The sequence below is a fragment of the Staphylococcus saprophyticus subsp. saprophyticus ATCC 15305 = NCTC 7292 genome (genome assembly GCF_000010125.1).
GTDB lineage: Bacteria > Bacillota > Bacilli > Staphylococcales > Staphylococcaceae > Staphylococcus > Staphylococcus saprophyticus.
Genome location: NC_007350.1, coordinates 1,035,102 through 1,056,626, shown reverse-complemented (window position 1 = coordinate 1,056,626; position 21,525 = coordinate 1,035,102). Strand labels below are relative to the sequence as shown.

The following is a 21,525-nucleotide window of genomic DNA, read 5'->3' as shown; positions in this document are numbered from 1 at the left end:
TTTATCTCTATATTAATTCTCATTCAAATCTGATTCTGTAATGTATACATCTCTTGGTTTAGATCCATTTGCGCCCGACACATAGCCAAGTTGTTCTAGTTGATCAATAATTCTTGCAGCACGATTATATCCGATTTGGAAATGACGCTGTACTAATGAAGTTGAAATATGTCCTTCATTTAGCATAAATCGACACACATCATCGAATAAATCATCTTGTGGTTGACTTTCTGTTTTTTTCAATAATTCTTTTTCTTCAAATAAGTATTCCGGATCTCGTTGTTGTTTTATGAAATCTACAACATCATCAATTTCTTCATCAGAGACAAATGTACCTTGAACACGGATAGGTTTATTCATACCGCTTCCTAGGTAAAGCATGTCACCATAACCTAATAAACGTTCTGCACCACCACTATCTAAGATAGTGCGAGAGTCTACGCTAGATGATACCATAAATGCAATTCTAGTAGGTATATTTGCTTTGATTAATCCAGTGATGACATTAACAGAAGGTCTTTGCGTTGCAACTAGCATATGAATACCACATGCACGTGCTTTTTGTGCAATGCGCGCAATAGATTGTTCCACCTCTTGTGGTGCCATCATCATTAAATCTGCTAATTCATCTATTACTATAACAATTTTTGGCATTCTATCCTCATAAGTTGCTTTCTTATTAAATGCCGTAATATTTCTAACATGATATTTAGCAAAAACTTTATAACGTCTTTCCATTTCTTCAACAGCCCATTTTAAACTTTGCGTTGCTGCTTTTACATCTGTTATCACAGGTGCAACTAAATGTGGTAAGTCATTATAAGGTGCTAATTCAACCATTTTCGGATCAATAAGTAACAATCTTAATTCCTCAGGATGATTTTTATATAATAACGACATTAATATACTATTAATACATACGGATTTACCTGAGCCTGTTGCACCAGCTATTAAAGCATGCGGTGTTTTAGAAATATCCATTAATAAAGGTTCATTATTAATTCTAAGTCCCATAGCTACAGTTAATTTGGATTCTGCATTTTTAAACGCTGGTTTTTCTAAAATTGAACGTAAATTTACAGTTGTTGCATTTTGATTTGGTACCTCTATACCAACTAGACTCGTACCTGGAATGGGTGCTTCAATACGAATATCCTTAGCTGCAAGCGCCATTTTTATATCGTCTTGTAAAGCTGTTATTCTAGATACTTTCACACCTTTTTCGACTGATAATTCAAATCGTGTCACACTAGGGCCTTCTGTAACATTTTGAACTTCTGCAGGCACATTGAAATAATAAAAAGCTTCATTCAATTCCTGTTTTTTATCTTCAATCCAAGCATTATCAATTTCATGTTGTTTTGGCGCTTCTAATAACTCAATACTTGGAAGTTTAATATTGGGTCCTCTTCTAATAGTAGCCTTATTATCATCCTCAGTTGATGTATTTACTCCACCTAATTGGTTACCAGAAGTTTCAGGTTTGAGAACTGGTTCTTGTACATTTTGCTTATGATTTTCATTTTGTTCAGAAGGCACATTTGTCATATCTGACTCAGCACTTTCAACTGACTCTTGTTGTACATTAGACTGAGTTGAGTCATTTCGATTATAATCATCACTATAAAAAGAAGCATCCGTTTCTGGTTTAAAGTCACTCTGTTCATCAATCAAGTCATGTGATAAATTCGTTTCGCTTTGGTTGTCATCAGTTACAGTCAATGACTCTGAAGCAGGTTCATTTGCTAATTGATCATTATTCGACTGTGATTGTTTGTCGCTAATATCGGATGACGTATTATGTTTAAAATTATCTACATTATTTAATTGTATGTTTGACTTATTTTTTTCTTTTTGTGCATCTAACATACGCTTTTTATCTGATGGTGTCATCACGACATTGAAAGGTTTACTACCTTTCTTGATAGATGTAGCCTTTTTATACGTTTTAGTTTCGTCGGGTTGCTTAATATGATTTCCATTATTATTATCAGTACTATCAGATTGCTCCAATTCAGACCTTTCATCTAATATTTCATTTTGGACGTTAAGCGATTCATTTTCATTCATACTTTCATCAGATTCTAGCTGTGATGCCTCTGATGGTGCTGCATCATTTGAAGTTACATGATTATCGATAATATCGGACTCTGAATTTTCAAAACCATGGTCTGGTTGTGATAATGACTCTGACAATTGCTCATTTTCACTTTGTGAATCTAATGAATCAAAAGCTAATGATTCTTTGGATTTAGGGTCTGTTTCAGATAATTCTCTATACTGCGCATCATCCACGTCATTCTCATCTAAATAACGCTCAAACGATTTCTCTAATATGTATGTGCGCTCATTTTCTGACATATCACTTTGACTAGACTCTATTGCAGTGTTGTTCTCATCGTTTTGATTTTCGAAATCACTGTTAGGTGTGACCTGTTCAACTTGATTTTGATCTGCTTCAATTGCGGAACTGTCATTTTTAGTATTTACATTAACCTGTTCATTATTAATCGTATGAACATCGCGTACATGATCTAAATCAACTTCTTCATAATTAAATGGTGTATTTGAATCTTCTTCAATATCTTCACTATTCGTCGATTCTGTTTGTTGCTGATTTTCTGCACTTTGACGTGATGTTGACGTTTTCGATTTGGACATATTCATTGCGTTACCATCTTCATCTAACGAGCTTTCACCTATGTAATTCCGCGCTTGTTTTGCATACATTTCGTCAATTGCTTTTTGTATACTATCTTCTTGTTTGTCTTGATTATCATGACGTTTTTGTTGAAGTGCCTTTTTAAATTGACGCTTCTGTAATACTTTACGTTCTCTCTCTCGTCTAATTTCTTCAACAATCTGAGAAGCATAGATGTTTTCTATTTTAATCGTATTATCTTTTTTATTTTGACTTGTTACTGGTTGATTCAGCTCAACTTCTTCACCATTTTCCTCAACATGTTGTGCGTCACGGCGCTCTTTGTTATCAGATAAATCATATGCAGTATCATTTGAATTTTCATGATACATATGTGCTTCATTTTGAATATCTGTTGAATTACTATCTGAATCTTTTACTGTTTGGTGTTTCTGTTGAGATGATTCATCATTATAATTACGATGATTCGTCTCATTTTCCGCTTGCGTACCTTCTTCTGAATCATCTTGACGTTTAATGACACCATTTTCTAAAGGACGGGGTTTTTTAGTACCAAAAATCGCTGAAGGCACTTCACTCGCTTTAAAATCGCTATGATGAAAATTTGACGTCGTTGGTTTGTGTTTTGATGAAGCATTTGCTCGTAAAACATCCGTTTGAATCCTCATTCTTTTGCCTTTATGTGTTCTAGTCTCATTTTCAGTTTGGTAATGATCTTGTTGTTGCGATTGTTGCCCAACTGAATCACTCGAGTTTATATTTTGAGTTGGTGTTTTATCATACATATGTCTACGTCTTCTTTGTTGATGATGTGCATTCCCATGACTCACATCATTATGTGCATCATGGGAAGTTTTATGAGATGTAGACGCAATATCAGAATTCAACTCATCATCTGTCTTCAAACTGTCATTTGCCTCTTCTAAAACACGCATAGGAAACCTGAATTTCCCTTTGGGTCTTTCATAAACATCATTATTTTGAGGAAGTAATGAATCATGTTCTTCTTTTTGTGTAGCTTTTTGACGTCGTTGGCTTCTTTTATTAAGATAATTATCTGTTGATTCATTATCTTCTCCAAATAACTTGTCGAACCAGCTCATACTACATTACCTCCTTTTTATACTTCAAAAAATGATTGCCCTACCGTGTAATCATCACTTAGAACCATAATACCTTTTTCTTGTGGTGCATTTGGTAATCCTAACTCTTTCATCGAACAAATCATACCACTTGATGCAACGCCTCTAAGTTCTGCATCTTTAATAACCATACCACTTGGCATAACTGCACCAACTTTTGCTACCACCACTTTTTGTCCAGCTTCAACATTCGGTGCCCCGCAAACAATTTGTAGTTTTTCAGTTGCAACATCAACACTTAGAACACTTAATTTATCTGCATCTGGATGCTTGTCTTTTGTTTCAACATAGCCCACTACAAATTTAGGAGTAAAGTCTGCGTCTAATTTATAAGTAAATCCAGCAGCTTCAATTGCTTTTTGAAACGCTTGAACTAATGTTTCAGTCAACTTAATATGTCCATTACCTGTTAGTGTTGCTTTGTTTGATGCATTAAAGATATTGTAACCTACGACTTCTCCGTCATTCTGTATTTCAACTACATCCCCTTGAGTGACGTAGTTATATTCACCTTCTGTAGGATTAATTTGTAAAAATGCAACATCGCCAACAGCTTCTTTATTATAAAATAAATTCATAACTTCATTACTCCTTATTTCTTATCTTTATTTTCATATTGTTTTCGTGTAGCTTCCAATCTTTGAATCACATTAGGATCTCTTTTTTGTTTATTATTTTTACCTAAAATAAAGATTGGTTCAAAATGCCCTTTATCATAACCTAAAGATAATGATGTAATTGGCACTAATCCTTTAGTGAAAAACTCCATAGTTAAATGCGCCATCACATCGTAACCCGTCTTATTGCGGATATCTGCAATGATAAGCACATCTTGATGAGGTACCGCTACTAACATTTCACCTTCACATTGTGCTTGTATTTCATTTAAAAATGACGTATTTAAAATTCTACTTGCATCATAACCATCATTTGAATTCACAAAGTAAAAAATATTACCTTTAACTTCGTCAGTTGTATACTTATTTTCTAATTTGCGCACATTAAATAGCGCCATTTCTTTTAATTGTTGCTTTGTTAGCTTTAATTCTTCTAACATCGCTTCATCAATTAGACGATATGACTTACCTAAATCAACTGCATAATAAATGTTTGTTTCTGCTGTATGTGCATCGATTACAAATGAATTACCATTTTTGTCTTTTTTATCAAAGCTAGGAGATCTTAAAACCGGCATAATTTGGATATTATCCGTATTTTCCAATGCCTCCCCTTTCATTTGCTCGACTGCTTCTTCAACATAATACACAATTTCATCGACTATTTTTTCTTTTTGAGATTTATATTTAGCTACTATTGGATTAATTTTAACGGTAACGCCTTTACCATTATCTATTCTTGAGATACGTAGTGTTTCATCTTCTCGATTAAAACTAAATTTCACATCAAGATGATTCAATCTATCTTTTAATTTATCTCTCATTTGAAAGACATTCATTATTAACACTCCTATTTACGTGCCTTACTATAGTTTACAATAAATACACCCTTAGGAACAGAAAAAATGTGCGCTCTAAGGGTATATATTTTTATAATTTAATCCTAAATTAATGCCACCTACAAAGACGCTAAAAATTGGTCTATTTGTTCTATGGATTTTCGTTCTTTTCCAATATAACTGCCAATTTGATTCCCGTCACAGAATACTAGAAAACTAGGTATACCCATAATGTCATAATTAATGCATATATCAATAAATTTGTCTCTATCAACTGAAATAAATTTATAATTAGTATATTTTGCTTCTAATTGAGGTAAATCTGGTTCTATAACTTTACAATCTGGGCACCAATCTGCTGTAAATAAAAACACTGTTTGTTCATTTTTCAGATTTTCAAATTGCTGCTCACTTTCTAATTGTTGCATAATACCACTCCTAATTATTATTTATATTGTAATATTTCTATTTGGTCTTCATTTAAATGTCTAACTGATTGTTCTAACAGGCTTCTGGCAGCTTCATAATCTCTAATATCAAACACTGCGTTTGTACTATGAATATATCGTGCACACACACCTATCACAGCGGTTGGGATACCTAATTTTGCCTTGTGTATTTCTCCACCATCCGTACCACCTGGAGAAATATAGTATTGATGTTTAATATCATATTGCTTCGCTAAATCAAGCAAATAATCTCTAAAGGTTGGTCGAAGTAACATTGTACCATCTTTAATTCTGATTAATGTACCTCCAGCTAATTCCCCTGATAAATTTTGCTTACCTTTCATATCATTCGCAGGCGAACAATCTACAACAAATGCTGCATCAGGATCGATTAACTCTGCCGCTGCACTTGCTCCTCTTAATCCTACTTCTTCTTGCACATTTGCACCGACATATAAATCAAAGTCCAATTCAGTATTTTTTAATAATTCCAGTAGCTCAATACCAATTAAACAACCATAACGGTTATCCCAGGCTTTACTGGCAAATCGATGCTCTGATAACTGTGTAAAAGGCGTATCAGGTGCAATCGTATCACCAATAGCAATACCACGTGCCGATACATCTTCAGCATTTTCTGCACCAATATCCAATAATAAATCTTCTATTTTAGGTGCTCCTTCATTTCCAGTTCTAAAATGTTTCGGAATATTAGCTACAATACCTGTAATCTCATCATTATTTCGCGTTCTAACTTTTAGCCTTTGGCCTTGCCATATATCGTTTGCAACGCCACCTAAATTAGTAAATTGTAGCATACCATTTGACGTGATATTTGTGACCATGAAACCAATTTCATCCATATGTGCAGCAACCATGATTCGTTTTGGATTACTTGATTTCGAACGTTTAACACCGTAAAATCCGCCCATACGATTATAAACAAATTCATCCACAAATGGTTCCATTTCTGCTTTCAAATATGATTTTACATTTTCTTCAAAACCTGCTACACCATGTAATTCTGTTAATGTTTTCATTCTATTCAATGTTTTACTTTTATCTATGTTCAACGTCTCTCACTCCTTAATATTTATTATATCATCTTCATTATGGTAAACTATAAATATGACTTTATTGGGGGTAGATTATGTTATGTTAAATAAAAAAAATTGGTTCATCCTCTTATTATTTTTCCTAACTACAATTGCAGGATCAATTTATTTTTATAAACGTCGAAAACATATCCAATATCGAGATCCTGAAAAAATCACTAAAGAAGTAAAAACTTATTTTATGAATGTTATAGGATCATATATATTAAAAGTGCCGATGACGTATACAAAATCCGATTCAAAAATCATTGCTTTTCAAGGTGGCATTACGACACGAAACCATAACACACTTACATATTATGACTTTTATGCTGATGCCAAAACAGGTGAAATATTAGATATCATTGAATGCAAATGATAGAAGGTTAAAGCCATAGCGACACGATGACAAACATATTCTAACTCAGAATATCTTCTTATTCATGTGCCGCTTAGCTTTAACCTTTTTAATTCCTAGAAATAAATGTATCAAATTCAGTTATATTTTGCTTATCAAATTTCACCGCAAAATAATTCACATCATGATAATATAAAAACCAATAATTTTGATGAATATAATACGGTACTAAACGTTCTTTTTCTCTAATTGATTGCATAGGGTAATCATCATAAGCTGTAACCCATAATGGATTTCTATGTGCAGTTGTTGGAAAAATATCACCCATATGCACCGCTTTTTCATTCTGACTTTCAATTGTAATGATTGCATGACCAAAACTATGACCGCCCGTATGAATCATTTTAATACCTGGCACTATTTCGATTTCATTTTCAAACAATAGTAATCGTTTTTTAAAATCTCCATTATTCTTTGGCCAATATGTTGATTTACTGCGTATATTAGGGCTTTGAAATTCATGCCATTCATCTTGTTGAATCACATGGATTGCTTTATTAAAAATTGAATTACCCTCATTATCTGTTAATCCAGCAGCATGATCGAAATGTAAATGTGTCATTAATACATAATCAATATCTGCAGTCGTTAAATCTAAAGCCTTTAAGTCTTCACTAATTTGGCTTTCATAATGAGCTCCAAAATTTCTACGTTCTTTATCTGTTAATTTTCCTGAACCTATACCTGTATCAATGATAATATTATAATCGTTTGATTGTATTAATATTGGATGCGTTGGTAATGGAATTTGATTCTTATCATTCACTTCATATTTTTTAGTCCATAACGCCTTAGGCACCACGCCAAACATTGCGCCACCATCAATGTGAGTGATACCACCATTTAAATAATGTATACGAAAATCCCCTAATTTCATCTACTTATCCTCCTCGTAAAATATAAACACAATAACTACTTAATATTAATAGTAATACAAACAATGTTCTAGGTAAAATATTGGACATAAGTACATTTAAATTAGCACAATTCTATTTACATTAAATTATAAAAATCTTAATTTGGACATAAAAAAATTGATAGAACCTATGTCCTATCAATTGAGTGCGTAATTATATTTAATGAAACTTAGCTTCCATACGATAAATTCTTGAACCTTTATCAGAAAATTTTCTTTCGTATTCAGTCTCAATATTCTCTTCATCATCTTCTTCATGCAAATTCAGGTTGATTTTTGTAAAATACATACCAAATTGAGACATACTTTCTAAACTATATGCAAACAGACCACGATTGTCTGTTTTAAAATGGATTTCACCATCATCTTTTAAAACTTGTTTATACAATGCTAGGTATGTTTGATATGTCAAACGACGTTTAGTATGTCTTTTTTTAGGCCATGGATCTGAGAAATTAAGGTATAATCTTGATACTTCTCCATCTTTGAAATAATCGTTAAGTTCAATTGCATCATTACAAATTAACTTGATATTTGTTAAGCCTTGTTCAATAACTTTATCTAAGACTTTTATCATAACACTTTTCTCTCTTTCCATAGAGATAAAGTTTATTTCGGGATGTTTTGCTGCAAGCGTAGTTATGAATTGACCCCTACCTGATCCTACTTCAATATAAATCGGTTGATCATTATCAAACCATTCACTGATTCGCCCTGCATGACTACCATCGATATCAACTATATTCGGTTCTTTTTTTAAGTAGTCCTCTGCCCAAGGCTTATAGCGCATTCTCATTTTGATAACTCCTTATATAAAAGCATTATTATTCATCACTTGATTTAAAAAAGTTAGCCACATATTCATATCTTTGTAACGTTTTTGTTCTTCATACCATTGAACCATACCGATAGATTGTACAACGGTATACCACTTCATACGTTTTTGTAAATCCATTGAATCTTTTGTACCATACACGTTTAACCACTCTGGCCATTTATTTTCTGGAACGTAATTGTATAGCAGCATACCTAAATCAATTGCGGGATCAGCAATCATTGCACCTTCCCAATCAACGAGATATAGCTCATCATGATCTGATAACAACCAATTATTATGGTTAACATCACCATGAACAACTGTAAAGAAACGAGGATCTAAGTTAGGTATGTGATCTTCCAAATACGTTAAAGCTTTTCTAACCACGTGATGTGTCAGTACATCTCTTGATAACGAAGCATTTATTTTATTTAATAAAATATCTGGCGTGATAGGTTCCATTTCCATACGTTTTAGCATGTTTAATAATGTCTTTGAACTATGAATTTTTTTCAATAAATTCGCTACACGTTGTTCATGCATTTCATTGAAAGTAAGTTCTCTACCATTTTTCCAATGTTGTGCTGTTACAACTTCGCCAGTTTCAATGCGTTTCGTCCATACAAGTTTAGGCACAATACCTTCAGCTGATAATGCAGCTATAAATGGATTTGAATTTCTTTTTAAGAATAATTTTTGTCCATCCTGTTCGGCCATGTATGCCTCACCCGATGCACCGCCTGCTGAGTCAAGCGTCCATCCCAATTGATAAAACTGCTCCAACACGTTCACCTCACTTTCAATTAGAAAATGGCTCCTGAAAAACATTTTTCGAGAGCCATATATAATCATTTTCTATAGCAAATTTTTTAAACTTCAACCATAATTTATGCTGTCTCAAGTGTTATGACTAGCATAATGTCCCATGTGGCTCAAGTTAATTTTTAAAATTATAAATAACTGATTTTCAAATTATAGTAACTTTTATAGCATACCATAAAAGAAACCCAAACAGAGCATATTTTTTAATATTTCTCTATCTTTTTTCAAGAAATTTTTCTCGTTCAATTTCAAGACTCATAAAAGATTTTATAATGTTTGGGTATGAATTTCAACCAATAATGAGAAACAAAAAGTCACTTTTTACTTTCTTATTTCTATTAGTTTCTTTCAAACGGCTCAGTTAGCATTATAACATAATTTAATATGAATTTTTGTTATATTTTCTATCTATTTATTGAAAATATTAACTATGTGTATCAATGTATCTGTTAAATCCTTCTTGCAATGATTTTGTTATCGAACCAACTTGACCATCACCGACATTTTCACCGTTTAATTTAACAACTGGCATAACCTCAATTGAAGTACTTGATACAATGATTTCATCCGCACTTTTCAAAAAGTCTAATGTAAACGTTTCTTCATTAAAAGGTATCCCTTTATCTTCAGCAACAGATTTAATTACCATACGCGTAATACCATTTAAAATATAATTATTTACAGGATGTGTATAGATTTCACCATCTTTGATTGCATACACATTACTAGAAGAACCTTCTGTGACAATATCACCACGATGTTGTATTGCTTCTTGAGCATTATATTTAACTGCATATTCTTTAGCTAATACATTACCCAACAAGTTTAAACTCTTAATATCGCATCTTAACCAACGAATATCTTCAGTAGTGATCGCATTAATACCTTCTTCTAATGATTTGTAAGGACGATCATATGATTTAGTGAAAGCCATAATATTGGTTTCAACAGAAGGTGTTGGAAAGGCATGATCACGCGGTGCGGCACCACGTGTAACTTGAATGTAGACACCACCATTAATCACACCATTTGTTGATAATAACTCCTGTATTAATTCCGTAAGTTCCTCAACGTTATATTTTAATTCAAGACCAATTTCTTTTGCACTACGTAAAAGTCTTTCAAAATGTTCCTTAGCAGTAAATACACTATTATCATATACTCTAATATATTCATAAATACCGTCGCCAAATACATAACCTCTATCATTATAAGGCACATTTGCATCTTGTTCATCAACGAGTTTTTCATTTATTAATACTTTTGTCATATTTATTCCTCCACACACAATTTATATAATGATTCTAAATAGATACTTGTCGCATTGAATAATTGTTTTTTAGTTATATATTCATTTTTTTGATGCATTAAATCTTCAGAATCACTAAACATCGCACCAAATGCAACACCTTTATCTAAATTTCGTGCATAAGTACCGCCACCAATCGTATACGGTTCTGTATCATCACCAGTTTGGTTACGGTAGGCTTGTACTAAGCTTTGTAAGAATGGGTCGTCTTTTTCTACATAATGTGGTGTTTGATTTTTACCTAACTCAATTGAAAATCCTAGTGATTGAATTTCTCCCTTGAATCTTGTTAACGATTCTTCAAATTCAAAACCTTCTGGATATCTTAAATTAATGCCGAATTTGCCACCATCTTGATTATCATAAGTGATAATTCCAACATTAGTAGTCACGTCGCCCATAACATCTGTGTGGAATTTCATTCCCATTTTTTCTCCAAAATGTGACTCAAACAAGTATCGTTCGCTAAACGCTACGAAATTTGCAGCAGTTTTATCTAAATTTAATGTTGCAAGGAAGTTAAGTAAATATAATCCTGCATTGACGCCTATAGATGGATCCATCCCATGAACCGCTTTACCTTGTACTTTAAGCACCAAGACACCGCTATCTACAACACTTTCACCTTCAACGTCATGCTCGTTTAAGTATTGTTCAAAATTTTGGATAACATCTGTCATATTTTCTTTAACAGCTACATTGGCAATCGCTTCATCAGGCACCATGTTATATCTTTGTCCTGATACAAATGAACGCAATTCATATTCAGGCTCATCTTGATCATCTGCTTTTTCATTTTGAATTACATCAAACGTGCTTATTCCTTTTTCACCATGAATAGCAGGAAATTCAGCGTCTGGAGCGAACCCTAATTCAGGCATTTCTTCTGTTTGGAAATAACGCTCAGTACATTTCCAATCAGACTCTTCATCTGTACCAATAATAATATGTATACGTTTCTTCCAGTTTACATTCATTTCATTTAAAATTTTAACTGCATAATAAGCAGCAATGGTCGGCCCTTTATCATCTAACGTACCACGAGCAATAATTTTATCATCAGTTACTACTGGATTGAACGGATCTGAATCCCATCCATCGCCTGCAGGTACAACATCCACATGGCATAAAATACCAAATACATCATCGCCTTTACCCGCTTCAATACGTCCCGCGATATGATCAACATCATGTGTGCCAAAGCCGTCACGTTCTGCGATTTTATACATGTAATCTAAAGCTTGTCTAGGTCCAGGTCCTACTGGATTTTCAGCAGAAGCTTTATCGTCTTCTCTTACACTTTCAATTGAAAGTAAACCTTTCAAATCTTCTAGTATGAAATCCTCATATTCTTTTACTTTGTCTCTCCACATATACAATCAACTTCCTTCTTATAACTTATATACTTAATATTTTACATGAAGTCGTAGAGAAACTACAGTGAGATGTAATCATAAAACAAAAAAATTAACTGTTATGCTTTATAATAAAACAGTTAAACCGCTTACTTTTACTATATATATAAACTGTATTAATATAAAAAACCTAGTTCCAATTGCGAACTAGGTTTGATATAAAATCATGACAACGTATTACTTACCGTCATGTTTATTGCTATTATTTTTTAACTCTTCTTCAGTTACAACTCGTAAATTGTTTGAAGGATCGGCTGCACCTTCATCTGTAAATCTTGCTTCTTCAACGTGCTCTTCTTCTTGTTCAGACACATTAGAGAAACGATCTTTTTGTTCATTAATGAAACCTTTAGGATCTTGTTTTACTTTTGAAGCATAACCTTTAGGATCCTGTTTTACTTCATTATATGTTTCGCCAGCTTTTGAACTGATTTGACTAGCGATATCTTTTGCATTTTGTTTGTATGATTCTGGATTAGATTTGTATTTACTGTACTCATCTTTTAATTTATCTCTATTTTCTTTTTGGGAAAGCACTACTGCTGCAGCTGCTCCCCCTATGCCTACGATTGCTTTAAATAATTTTGACATAATATTTACACCTCTTCTTTATTTTAATCCTAATAGTTTAAAATCTTGCTGAGTTAAATGACGATATTCTCCTGATGCTAATGTTGAATCAAGTTGTAAGTCGCCAATACGAATACGTTTCAAAGCTAAGACTTCATTATCTATAGCATGAAACATTCGCTTCACTTGATGGTAACGTCCTTCATATATTGTGACAAACGATTTGTTTAATTCATCACCTTGGACTAATTTTGCAGGTTTCGCCAATCCCTCATTTAATTCAATACCCACTTTAAATGCATTTATATCATTTTTTGTAATGTTTTTTTGAGAAATCACTTCATAAGTTTTAGCGACATGTTTACCAGGACTCATTAATTCGTGATTAAATTGTCCATCATTGGTAATCAATAAAAGTCCTTCTGTATCTTTATCTAATCGGCCGACTGGAAACAAATCTAAGTATCTATAGTCCTCTATTAAATCGAGCACTGTCTTGTGCTGTTCATCTGTTGTAGCTGATATATAGTCCTTAGGTTTATTAAGCATGAGATAGACTTTGTTAACAAAGTCTATCTTTTGGTCATTGACTTTCACTATTTCTAGTTCTGGATTAATTTGCTTCTTAGGTGACGTTTCTACCTTATCATCAATTGTGACTTGCTTCTTTTTTAAGCGTTGTTTTACTTCTGTTCGAGTGCCAACACCCATATTTGATAAAAATTTATCTAATCTCATTTAATAATACCTAATTTGCGTCTGATTTTATTTGGAATTTCACCTAAGAATTGATCAGCAAGTCTTGTTTTCATTGTCATGCTACCATAAATCAGCATACCTAACACAACACTTATAACAAGAATAATTAGAGAACCTATTTTATGTTCTGGAGAAATAAACATTTGTAATATGAAGAATGTCAATTCAACCCCAATCATCATGATAAATCCATACATAAATATTTTTCCAAAGTGTAACCAAGTCTCAGAAAAGTTAAATTTCGCATACTTTTTAAGAATATAAAAATTACATAACACTGCAAATAATAACGCGATTGCCGTACTTAAAATTGCGCCTGCCGTATGGAAAGTAACTATAAGCGGCGTGTTTAAAATAATTTTTATTACTACTGCTGCTAAAATGACAAATACTGTTAATTTTTGTTTATCTATACCTTGTAACATTGACGCTGTCACACTTAATAACGCGATTAATATTGCAACGGGTGCATAATAAAATAATAAATGGCTACCGTCAATATTATAACTATAGAAAACTGTATACAGAGGTAAGGACAATGCCATAATACCTAAACTGGCTGGCACTGTTATGTACATTAATACACCTAAAGATGTGCGTATTTGTCTGTGCATTTCATGTAACTGGCCTGATGCATAAGTCTTTGTAATGAATGGAATCAAACTCACAGCAAAACCCGCTGATAAAGATGTCGGAATCATCACAATTTTGTTAGTTGTCATATTCAGAATTGAGAAAAAGTAATCATGCAAATTGCTTGGTACACCTGCTAAATTCAACGCACTGTTATGTGTAAACTGATCGACTAAATTAAACAGCGGGAAGTTCAAACTTACAATAACGAAAGGAATACTATATGAAATAATCTCTTTATACATCTTGCCATATGAGACATCCATACCTGTATGATCCGTTGCAACCATGCGTTCTATGTTGCTCTTTCTTTTTCTCCAGTAATACCATAAGACGATGATTGCTGCGATTGCACCGATTGCCGCTGCAAACGTCGCAACACCATTCGCTACAAGTACACTACCATTAAACACATTAAGCACTAAATAGCTTCCTATTAAAATGAATAAAATACGTGCAATTTGTTCTATAACTTCTGATACCGCAGTTGGCCCCATAGATTTATAACCTTGGAATACACCACGCCACGTCGCTAATAATGGAATAAAAATGACCACGATACTAATAATTCTTATAATCCAAGTAATATCATCAACAGTCCAGCCACCATCTACATGACCTTTATTGGCTAATGTAATACCAGCTATGCTTGGAGCTAATAAATATAATACTAAAAATCCAATAAATCCTGTTATGGTCATAACAATAAAACTAGATTTATATAGTTTTTCACTAATTTTATATGCGCCTAACGCATTGTATTTCGAAACATATTTTGATGCTGCCAATGGCACACCTGCTGTTGCGATGGCAATGGCAATATTATATGGGGTATACGCGTAGTTGAAAGGCGCCAGATTTTCTTCTCCACCAATTATGGCGTAGAATGGAATAATGTAAATTACACCTAATACTTTAGTAATTAAAATACTTAGCGTAATTAAAAAGGTCCCTCTCACTAACTCTTTACTTTCACTCATTCAGATCGTCCTATCTCAAATTAAATTTTACACTCGTAATCTTAATAATAACGTGATAACTACTTTTTTTCAAAACTATATTACTATAAAATAACACTATACGCTTATGGGAGGCAATAAAATGTATCAAACAATTATAATCGGTGGCGGTCCTAGCGGGCTAATGGCAGCTGCTGCGGCAAGTCTCAATAATCATAATATTTTATTAATTGAAAAGAAAAAAGGACTCGGTCGTAAATTGAAAATTTCTGGAGGCGGACGTTGCAACGTAACAAATCGCTTACCTTATGATGAAATCATCAAAAATATACCCGGTAATGGGAAATTTTTATATAGCCCTTTTTCTGTTTTTGATAATGAATCTATCATCCATTTTTTCGAATCTAGAGGCGTTCTTTTAAAGGAAGAAGACCACGGTCGTATGTTCCCCGTCTCTAATAAAGCACAAGATGTTGTTGACGCACTCATCAATACTTTGCAACAGAATAACGTAGAAATAAAAGAAGAATCCACTGTATCATCAATTGAATACACGGACCAACATACTTTCACCGTAACATTAAATGATCAGCAACAATTTTCAAGCAATAGTTTAATTATTGCCACGGGTGGCACAAGCGTCCCTCAAACTGGTTCAACAGGTGATGGTTATAAATTTGCCGAACACTTGGGACATTCCATTACTGAATTATTTCCAACTGAAGTACCCATCACTTCTTCTGAAACATTTATCAAAAACAAACGTCTCAAAGGTTTGAGTTTAAAAAATGTTGCGCTATCCGTTTTAAAAAAGAATGGTAAAACACGAATAACACATCAAATGGATATGTTATTCACTCACTTTGGAATTAGTGGACCCGCTGCACTAAGGTGTAGTCAATTTGTATATAAAGAACAAAAGAATCAAAAAAAACAAGATATTCAAATGCAACTGGATGCCTTTCCTGAACTTACCAAAAATGAACTCGAACAAAAGATTAGACGTTTGTTAGAAGAAACACCTGATAAATTTGTTAAAAATAGTTTGCATGGCTTAATTGAAGAGCGCTATTTGTTATTTTTAATTGAGCAAGCCCATATCTCAGATGATTTAACAGCGCACCATATTGCCAACGCACAAATTAATCAACTTGTAGAATTATTAAAAGGATTTACCTTTACGGTTAACGGCACACTTTCTATTGAAAAAGCCTTCGTTACAGGAGGTGGTGTTTCATTAAAAGAAATACAACCCAAAACAATGATGTCTAAGTTTGTACCTGGTTTGTTTTTATGTGGTGAAGTACTGGATATCCACGGTTATACAGGTGGATATAATATCACAAGCGCCCTTGTCACAGGTCATGTAGCTGGCACTAATGCAAGCCTTTTCCAAATTGATGATATATAGTAAAAGATAACATTGAAATCCAATAGTTTCATTAACATTTGATAAAGTAACAGTGCATCATTCACTGTAAAGCCATTACTATATGGACAAATAAACCATTATAAATAAACTGTTGATTACCTTAAGAAAGCCGAGACATATGCTTATGTCTCGGCTTTTAATTAACTACTTATTTTATAATTAAATACTTTTAATATCTAAACCTTCATCACCAAATTCATCCATACCACCTTCAACATTCACTGCATTCACGCCATTTTGTTCAAGGTATTGAACGACTTGCGCACTTCTGCCACCGGCTTTACAGATAATATAATACGTTTCATTATCATTAAAATAGTTTAGATTATCTGGAATACTATTCATTGGAATGGTTTCAGCACCTGGAATGATACCCATCGCTGTTTCTTGATCAGTTCTAACGTCCACAATGTTAACTGGGTTAGCATCCAAAATTTTCTCTTTTAGTTCAGTTACTGTGATAGATTCCATAATTAATTCCTCCTGTGTTTATTTAGCGACGATATTAACAAGTTTTTTAGGAACTGCAATAACTTTTTTAATATCTTTACCTTCTATTTCAGATTTAACATGTTCATTATCTAGTGCGATTTGCTCCATTTCTTCTTTCGCAATATCTTTCGATACATTAATTTTAGCACGCACTTTACCATTTACTTGTACGACAATCTCAATTTCGTCATCAACAAGTAACGCTTCATCGTAGGATGGCCATGGTTGATAAGTGATTGTTTCATCATGGCCTAAACGTGACCACAATTCTTCAGATATATGAGGTGCAATCGGCGCCAGCATTTTAATAAAGCCTTCGATATATGGTTTATAAATTTCTTCCGCTTTATAACAATCATTAATAAATACCATAAGTTGACTAATCGCTGTGTTAAAGTTAAGCGAATTGTAATCTTCTGTAACTTTTTTCACTGTTTGGTGATAACTCTTATCTAAAGCCTTACTATGATTGTTTACCACTTTATTAGAAATTGAACCATCTTCTGTAATTAATAAACGCCAAATCCTATCTAAGAAACGTCTCGAACCATCTAAACCATTTTCGCTCCAAGCGATAGCGGCATCAAGCGGTCCCATAAACATCTCATATAAACGTAACGTATCCGCACCATGAGATTTTACAATATCATCTGGATTAATTACATTACCTTTAGATTTACTCATTTTTTCGTTACCTTCACCCAAAATCATACCTTGGTTGAATAACTTTTGGAATGGTTCTTTTGTTGGTACCACACCTAAATCAAATAATACTTTGTGCCAAAATCGTGCATACAATAAATGTAATACAGCATGTTCTACGCCACCAATATACAAATCTACAGGCAACCAATGTTTTAATTTTTCAGGATCTGCTAACATTTGCTCATTGTCTGGATCAATATATCTTAGATAATACCAACAGCTACCTGCCCATTGTGGCATCGTATTTGTTTCACGGCGGCCTTTCATACCTGTGGCTTCATCGACAACGTTTACAAATTCATCAATATTCGCTAACGGTGATTCACCTGTCCCTGACGGTTTTATTTCATCAGTTTCTGGTAAAAGTAATGGTAGTTCATCTTCAGGTACTGTCGTCATTGAGCCATCTTCCCAGTGAATAACTGGAATAGGTTCGCCCCAATATCTTTGTCTACTGAACAACCAATCTCTAAGTTTGTAGTTTACTTTACGCGTACCGGCATTTTTATTTTCTAACAATTCAATCGCTTTTTCTATAGCTGCTTCATTGTATAATCCGTTTAGTTCACCAGAATTAATATGCGGTCCGTCGCCAGTGTAGGCTTCCTTGCTCATATCTCCGCCTTCGATGACTTCTATAATTGGTAAGTCAAATGTTTTAGCGAATTCATAATCACGCTGATCACCACTAGGTACAGCCATGACCGCACCAGTACCGTAAGTGGATAGTACGTAATCTGCAATCCATATTGGTACTTGTTGCCCTGATAATGGATTAACAGCATATGCACCAGTGAATACACCAGACTTTTCTTTTGATAAGCCAGTACGTTCTAAATCAGATTTCTTAGCCGCTTCTTTTTGATAAGCTTCTACATCATCTTTATTATCTTCCGTAGTAATCAAATCTACAAGCTCGTGTTCTGGGCTAAGCACTAAAAATGACGCACCGTATATTGTATCAGGTCTAGTAGTAAATACTTCAATTTGCTCATTATAATCTTTCACATCAAATGCCACTGATGCACCTTCAGAACGGCCAATCCAGTTACGTTGCATATCTTTCAATGACTCTGGCCAGTCTAATTCATCTAAATCTTCTAACAATCTGTCTGCATATTCGGTAATTTTAAGAACCCATTGCTTCATTGGACGTCTATATACAGGATGGCCGCCACGTTCTGATACGCCATCAATAACTTCTTCATTCGATAATACCGTACCTAATGCTGGACACCAATTCACAGCCACTTCATCTACATAAGCTAAACCTTTATTATATAATTGTATGAAAATCCATTGTGTCCATTTGTAGTATTCAGGATCTGTCGTATTCACTTCTCTATCCCAGTCATAACTGAAACCAAGTTCTTTTATCTGACGCTTAAAGGTCTGAATATTTTCTTTAGTGAACTCTCGTGGATCATTACCTGTATCTAATGCATATTGTTCAGCTGGTAAGCCAAATGCATCCCAACCCATTGGGTGTAATACGTTATAACCTAACATACGTTTATAACGAGAGATGATATCTGTAGCAGTATACCCTTCTGGGTGACCAACATGCAGGCCTGCTCCTGATGGATAAGGGAACATATCTAAAGCATAAAATTTCTTTTGCCCTAAATTGTCGCTCGTTTTAAAAGTTTTATTTGCTTCCCAATAGTCCTGCCATTTCTTTTCAATTTCATTATGACTGTAATTCACTACTTTTCCTCCTATTCAATAAAAAAACACCCCAAACTATTATTTAATTACAAAGGGACGACTTTCGCCGCGGTACCACCCAAATTCACATTAAATGTGCACTCATTTTAACTAATAGTAAGAGATGTCATAAATTATCTTTAAGTCCTGGTAAGTTCACTTTAACTTAACACTAGGTTCCACCAACCCTAGTTCTCTGTAGAAAAGTTTTAAAGTTACTACTCCTATACATTACTAATAATATTTGAAATAACTATTTATTTCAAGAGTAAAACCTGATTTAACAGGAAACATACTTATTTTCTACATATGATAAGCATGTATAACTAAAAAATAAATTATTATATAAAGTAGTGAGACAGAGACCAACGTTTTTCACAGTGATTTCATAGACCCACGCCCGCAAGGATAATTAAGGTTCATGCTTATACAAAAGGCACACTTCTGTACAAAGCGCTGACGATACATTGACTGCCAATTGAAAACGAGCCTAAGATATTTATTTATATCCCAGACTCATCATATATCTTACGTATCTTTTGGTAATTTTTTATCGTATATTAACAGGAATACCAGTGCAATAAGTAATAATACAATCATACTTAAAAACATAGCTTGCATATTAAACGAATCTACAACAACACCGCCAATTAATGGTCCAAAAGCTTTTCCCACAGTTGCAGCAGAATTAACATAACCTTGGAATGAACCTTCTTTCCCTTTAGGCGCTAATTGATTCGCTATTGTTGGTACGGCTGGCCAAACAAACATTTCTCCTAAAGTAAGTATAATCATACCTACCATGAAAATTGAAAATTGTTCAGCAAAACTTGTCACAAAGAAAGAGAGAATAAAGATGACAATCCCAACAAGCATTTGATATTTTAGGTTTCCTTTTAACAATCTAATGACAGGTAAGATTAAAGGTTGCGCAACTAAAATCATAATGCCGTTAACTGTCCATAACAGACTGTACTGACTCATTGAAATATTGATTTCTTGAGTAAACGAAGCTATCGTACTTTCCCATTGAATATAAGCAATCCAACAAATACTGAACATAACGCATAATAGCGTTAGCGCTATAAACTGTGGTCTATATGCTTTAGATAAAAGACTCATTGCGTCCGTTGATTTCACTTTAACATCTAAATTAATTTTGAATTGTGTCACGGCTACAATTGCAAATGCGACATACATTAATAAGTTCGCTATAAAAATATAATTAAAACTTAATTCTGCTACAAATCCACCTGATGCAGCACCAATGGCTACACCTAAATTTTGAGCCAAATAAATTGCATTAAAAGTTTGACGACCACCTTGTGGCCACACGGCGCCAGCCAATGCATAAATTGCTGGAACAATCATACCGCCACCAAATCCTAGTGCTACTAGCCATACAGCATACCATGGCCAACCATGGAAAAAATTAAGCAGTGTTGTACTCATCAAACAAATTACTGTTCCTATAATAATAGTACGATAACCACCTAATTTATCAAAAAGCATGCCCCCTAATAAGTTACCTATGACCATGCCAAATGAATTGATCATTAGTACTAATCCGGCGATAGTTAGACTTTTATCTAATTCTTCATTCATATAAATTGTATTTAATGGCCATAAGAAACTTGAGCCTGTGATATTTAATGCCATACCAATTACTAGCCACCACACTGATTTAGGCATATTCATAACATTAAGCTCCTTTCTACATCAAAATTTCTTATTTTACTTTAAACACTATATCATTAAAATATGTTAA

At 33.6% G+C, this 21,525-nt stretch carries 18 protein-coding genes and 1 other annotated feature; of the genes, 2 read left to right on the top strand and 16 right to left on the bottom strand.

The features are described 5' to 3' along the window. Positions 1-12 precede the first annotated feature (12 nt). From SSP_RS05245 to SSP_RS05225, 5 genes are all read right to left on the bottom strand, one after another. Positions 13-3,765 (bottom strand): DNA translocase FtsK, encoded by a 3,753-nt coding sequence (locus tag SSP_RS05245; protein ID WP_011302869.1) that lies wholly within the window; start codon positions 3,763-3,765, stop codon positions 13-15. Positions 3,766-3,782: 17 nt separating this feature from the next. Beyond that, positions 3,783-4,382 carry a YtpR family tRNA-binding protein gene (gene ytpR / locus SSP_RS05240; protein WP_002483001.1) on the bottom strand — a complete coding sequence of 200 codons (600 nt, stop codon included), beginning with the start codon at positions 4,380-4,382 and terminating at the stop codon, positions 3,783-3,785. 14 nt (positions 4,383-4,396) lie between these two features. Beyond that, positions 4,397-5,260 (bottom strand): DUF1444 domain-containing protein, encoded by an 864-nt coding sequence (locus SSP_RS05235; protein ID WP_002483000.1) that lies wholly within the window; start codon positions 5,258-5,260, stop codon positions 4,397-4,399. A gap of 119 nt (positions 5,261-5,379) precedes the next feature. After that, positions 5,380-5,688, bottom strand: coding sequence for a thioredoxin family protein (locus SSP_RS05230; protein ID WP_011302868.1), 309 nt, complete (start codon positions 5,686-5,688; stop codon positions 5,380-5,382). Positions 5,689-5,705: 17 nt separating this feature from the next. After that, positions 5,706-6,782: a M42 family metallopeptidase gene (locus tag SSP_RS05225; RefSeq protein WP_011302867.1), complete on the bottom strand. Its 1,077-nt coding sequence runs from the start codon at positions 6,780-6,782 to the stop codon at positions 5,706-5,708. 82 nt (positions 6,783-6,864) lie between these two features. Here SSP_RS05225 and SSP_RS05220 point away from each other — a divergent pair, with 82 nt between their 5' ends. Continuing rightward, positions 6,865-7,182, top strand: coding sequence for a hypothetical protein (locus tag SSP_RS05220; protein WP_011302866.1), 318 nt, complete (start codon positions 6,865-6,867; stop codon positions 7,180-7,182). 88 nt (positions 7,183-7,270) lie between these two features. On the opposite strand, the gene SSP_RS05215 is transcribed toward SSP_RS05220, so the two are convergent. The 8 genes from SSP_RS05215 to SSP_RS05180 all read right to left on the bottom strand — a co-directional run bounded on the left by SSP_RS05215 (position 7,271) and on the right by SSP_RS05180 (position 15,442). Then, positions 7,271-8,098: a YtnP family quorum-quenching lactonase gene (locus SSP_RS05215; protein WP_002482996.1), complete on the bottom strand. Its 828-nt coding sequence runs from the start codon at positions 8,096-8,098 to the stop codon at positions 7,271-7,273. Between the two features lie 199 nt (positions 8,099-8,297). Then, entirely contained in the window at positions 8,298-8,933 is a 636-nt protein-coding gene (gene trmB, locus SSP_RS05210; RefSeq protein WP_011302865.1) for a tRNA (guanosine(46)-N7)-methyltransferase TrmB, read from the bottom strand. Positions 8,934-8,945: 12 nt separating this feature from the next. Next, positions 8,946-9,737: a phosphotransferase family protein gene (locus SSP_RS05205; protein WP_041784794.1), complete on the bottom strand. Its 792-nt coding sequence runs from the start codon at positions 9,735-9,737 to the stop codon at positions 8,946-8,948. A gap of 463 nt (positions 9,738-10,200) precedes the next feature. Further along, positions 10,201-11,046 (bottom strand): D-amino-acid transaminase, encoded by an 846-nt coding sequence (gene dat, locus SSP_RS05200; RefSeq protein ID WP_011302863.1) that lies wholly within the window; start codon positions 11,044-11,046, stop codon positions 10,201-10,203. Between the two features lie 2 nt (positions 11,047-11,048). After that, a complete protein-coding gene (gene pepV, locus SSP_RS05195; protein WP_011302862.1) occupies positions 11,049-12,458 on the bottom strand; it encodes a dipeptidase PepV in 1,410 nt (469 codons plus the stop codon). A 219-nt stretch (positions 12,459-12,677) separates the two neighbouring features. Continuing rightward, complete coding sequence (locus SSP_RS05190) at positions 12,678-13,091, bottom strand: YtxH domain-containing protein (RefSeq protein WP_011302861.1); 414 nt, start codon at positions 13,089-13,091, stop codon at positions 12,678-12,680. A gap of 18 nt (positions 13,092-13,109) precedes the next feature. After that, positions 13,110-13,808 carry a pseudouridine synthase gene (locus tag SSP_RS05185; RefSeq protein ID WP_011302860.1) on the bottom strand — a complete coding sequence of 233 codons (699 nt, stop codon included), beginning with the start codon at positions 13,806-13,808 and terminating at the stop codon, positions 13,110-13,112. Beyond that, on the bottom strand, positions 13,805-15,442 hold the full coding sequence (locus SSP_RS05180) for a putative polysaccharide biosynthesis protein (protein ID WP_011302859.1): 1,638 nt from the start codon (positions 15,440-15,442) through the stop codon (positions 13,805-13,807). The genes SSP_RS05185 and SSP_RS05180 overlap by 4 nt, the downstream gene beginning before the upstream one ends. 121 nt (positions 15,443-15,563) lie before the next feature. Here SSP_RS05180 and SSP_RS05175 point away from each other — a divergent pair, with 121 nt between their 5' ends. Next, positions 15,564-16,832: an NAD(P)/FAD-dependent oxidoreductase gene (locus tag SSP_RS05175; protein ID WP_011302858.1), complete on the top strand. Its 1,269-nt coding sequence runs from the start codon at positions 15,564-15,566 to the stop codon at positions 16,830-16,832. Between the two features lie 180 nt (positions 16,833-17,012). On the opposite strand, the gene SSP_RS05170 is transcribed toward SSP_RS05175, so the two are convergent. The 3 genes from SSP_RS05170 to SSP_RS05160 all read right to left on the bottom strand — a co-directional run bounded on the left by SSP_RS05170 (position 17,013) and on the right by SSP_RS05160 (position 21,455). Then, positions 17,013-17,324 (bottom strand): rhodanese-like domain-containing protein, encoded by a 312-nt coding sequence (locus SSP_RS05170; RefSeq protein ID WP_002482987.1) that lies wholly within the window; start codon positions 17,322-17,324, stop codon positions 17,013-17,015. A gap of 18 nt (positions 17,325-17,342) precedes the next feature. After that, the gene (gene leuS, locus SSP_RS05165) at positions 17,343-19,757 is read right to left on the bottom strand and encodes a leucine--tRNA ligase (protein ID WP_011302857.1); all 2,415 of its coding nucleotides are present in this window, start codon (positions 19,755-19,757) and stop codon (positions 17,343-17,345) included. A 50-nt stretch (positions 19,758-19,807) separates the two neighbouring features. After that, positions 19,808-19,998, bottom strand: a binding site (T-box leader). Between the two features lie 287 nt (positions 19,999-20,285). Then, entirely contained in the window at positions 20,286-21,455 is a 1,170-nt protein-coding gene (locus SSP_RS05160; RefSeq protein ID WP_011302856.1) for an MDR family MFS transporter, read from the bottom strand. Positions 21,456-21,525: the final 70 nt, after the last annotated feature.

Bases quoted from the DNA above. Each gene is read 5' to 3' on its own strand.
- SSP_RS05180 (WP_011302859.1), bottom strand. From the start codon at position 15,442: ATGAGTGAAAGTAAAGAGTTAGTGAGAGGGACCTTTTTAATTACGCTA.
- SSP_RS05185 (WP_011302860.1), bottom strand. From the start codon at position 13,808: ATGAGATTAGATAAATTTTTATCAAATATGGGTGTTGGCACTCGAACA.
- pepV (WP_011302862.1), bottom strand. From the start codon at position 12,458: ATGTGGAGAGACAAAGTAAAAGAATATGAGGATTTCATACTAGAAGAT.
- SSP_RS05160 (WP_011302856.1), bottom strand. From the start codon at position 21,455: ATGAATATGCCTAAATCAGTGTGGTGGCTAGTAATTGGTATGGCATTA.
- SSP_RS05235 (WP_002483000.1), bottom strand. From the start codon at position 5,260: ATGAATGTCTTTCAAATGAGAGATAAATTAAAAGATAGATTGAATCAT.
- SSP_RS05215 (WP_002482996.1), bottom strand. From the start codon at position 8,098: ATGAAATTAGGGGATTTTCGTATACATTATTTAAATGGTGGTATCACT.
- SSP_RS05230 (WP_011302868.1), bottom strand. From the start codon at position 5,688: ATGCAACAATTAGAAAGTGAGCAGCAATTTGAAAATCTGAAAAATGAA.
- SSP_RS05190 (WP_011302861.1), bottom strand. From the start codon at position 13,091: ATGTCAAAATTATTTAAAGCAATCGTAGGCATAGGGGGAGCAGCTGCA.
- ytpR (WP_002483001.1), bottom strand. From the start codon at position 4,382: ATGAATTTATTTTATAATAAAGAAGCTGTTGGCGATGTTGCATTTTTA.
- dat (WP_011302863.1), bottom strand. From the start codon at position 11,046: ATGACAAAAGTATTAATAAATGAAAAACTCGTTGATGAACAAGATGCA.
- SSP_RS05170 (WP_002482987.1), bottom strand. From the start codon at position 17,324: ATGGAATCTATCACAGTAACTGAACTAAAAGAGAAAATTTTGGATGCT.
- SSP_RS05245 (WP_011302869.1), bottom strand. From the start codon at position 3,765: ATGAGCTGGTTCGACAAGTTATTTGGAGAAGATAATGAATCAACAGAT.
- trmB (WP_011302865.1), bottom strand. From the start codon at position 8,933: ATGAGAATGCGCTATAAGCCTTGGGCAGAGGACTACTTAAAAAAAGAA.
- SSP_RS05220 (WP_011302866.1), top strand. From the start codon at position 6,865: ATGTTAAATAAAAAAAATTGGTTCATCCTCTTATTATTTTTCCTAACT.
- SSP_RS05175 (WP_011302858.1), top strand. From the start codon at position 15,564: ATGTATCAAACAATTATAATCGGTGGCGGTCCTAGCGGGCTAATGGCA.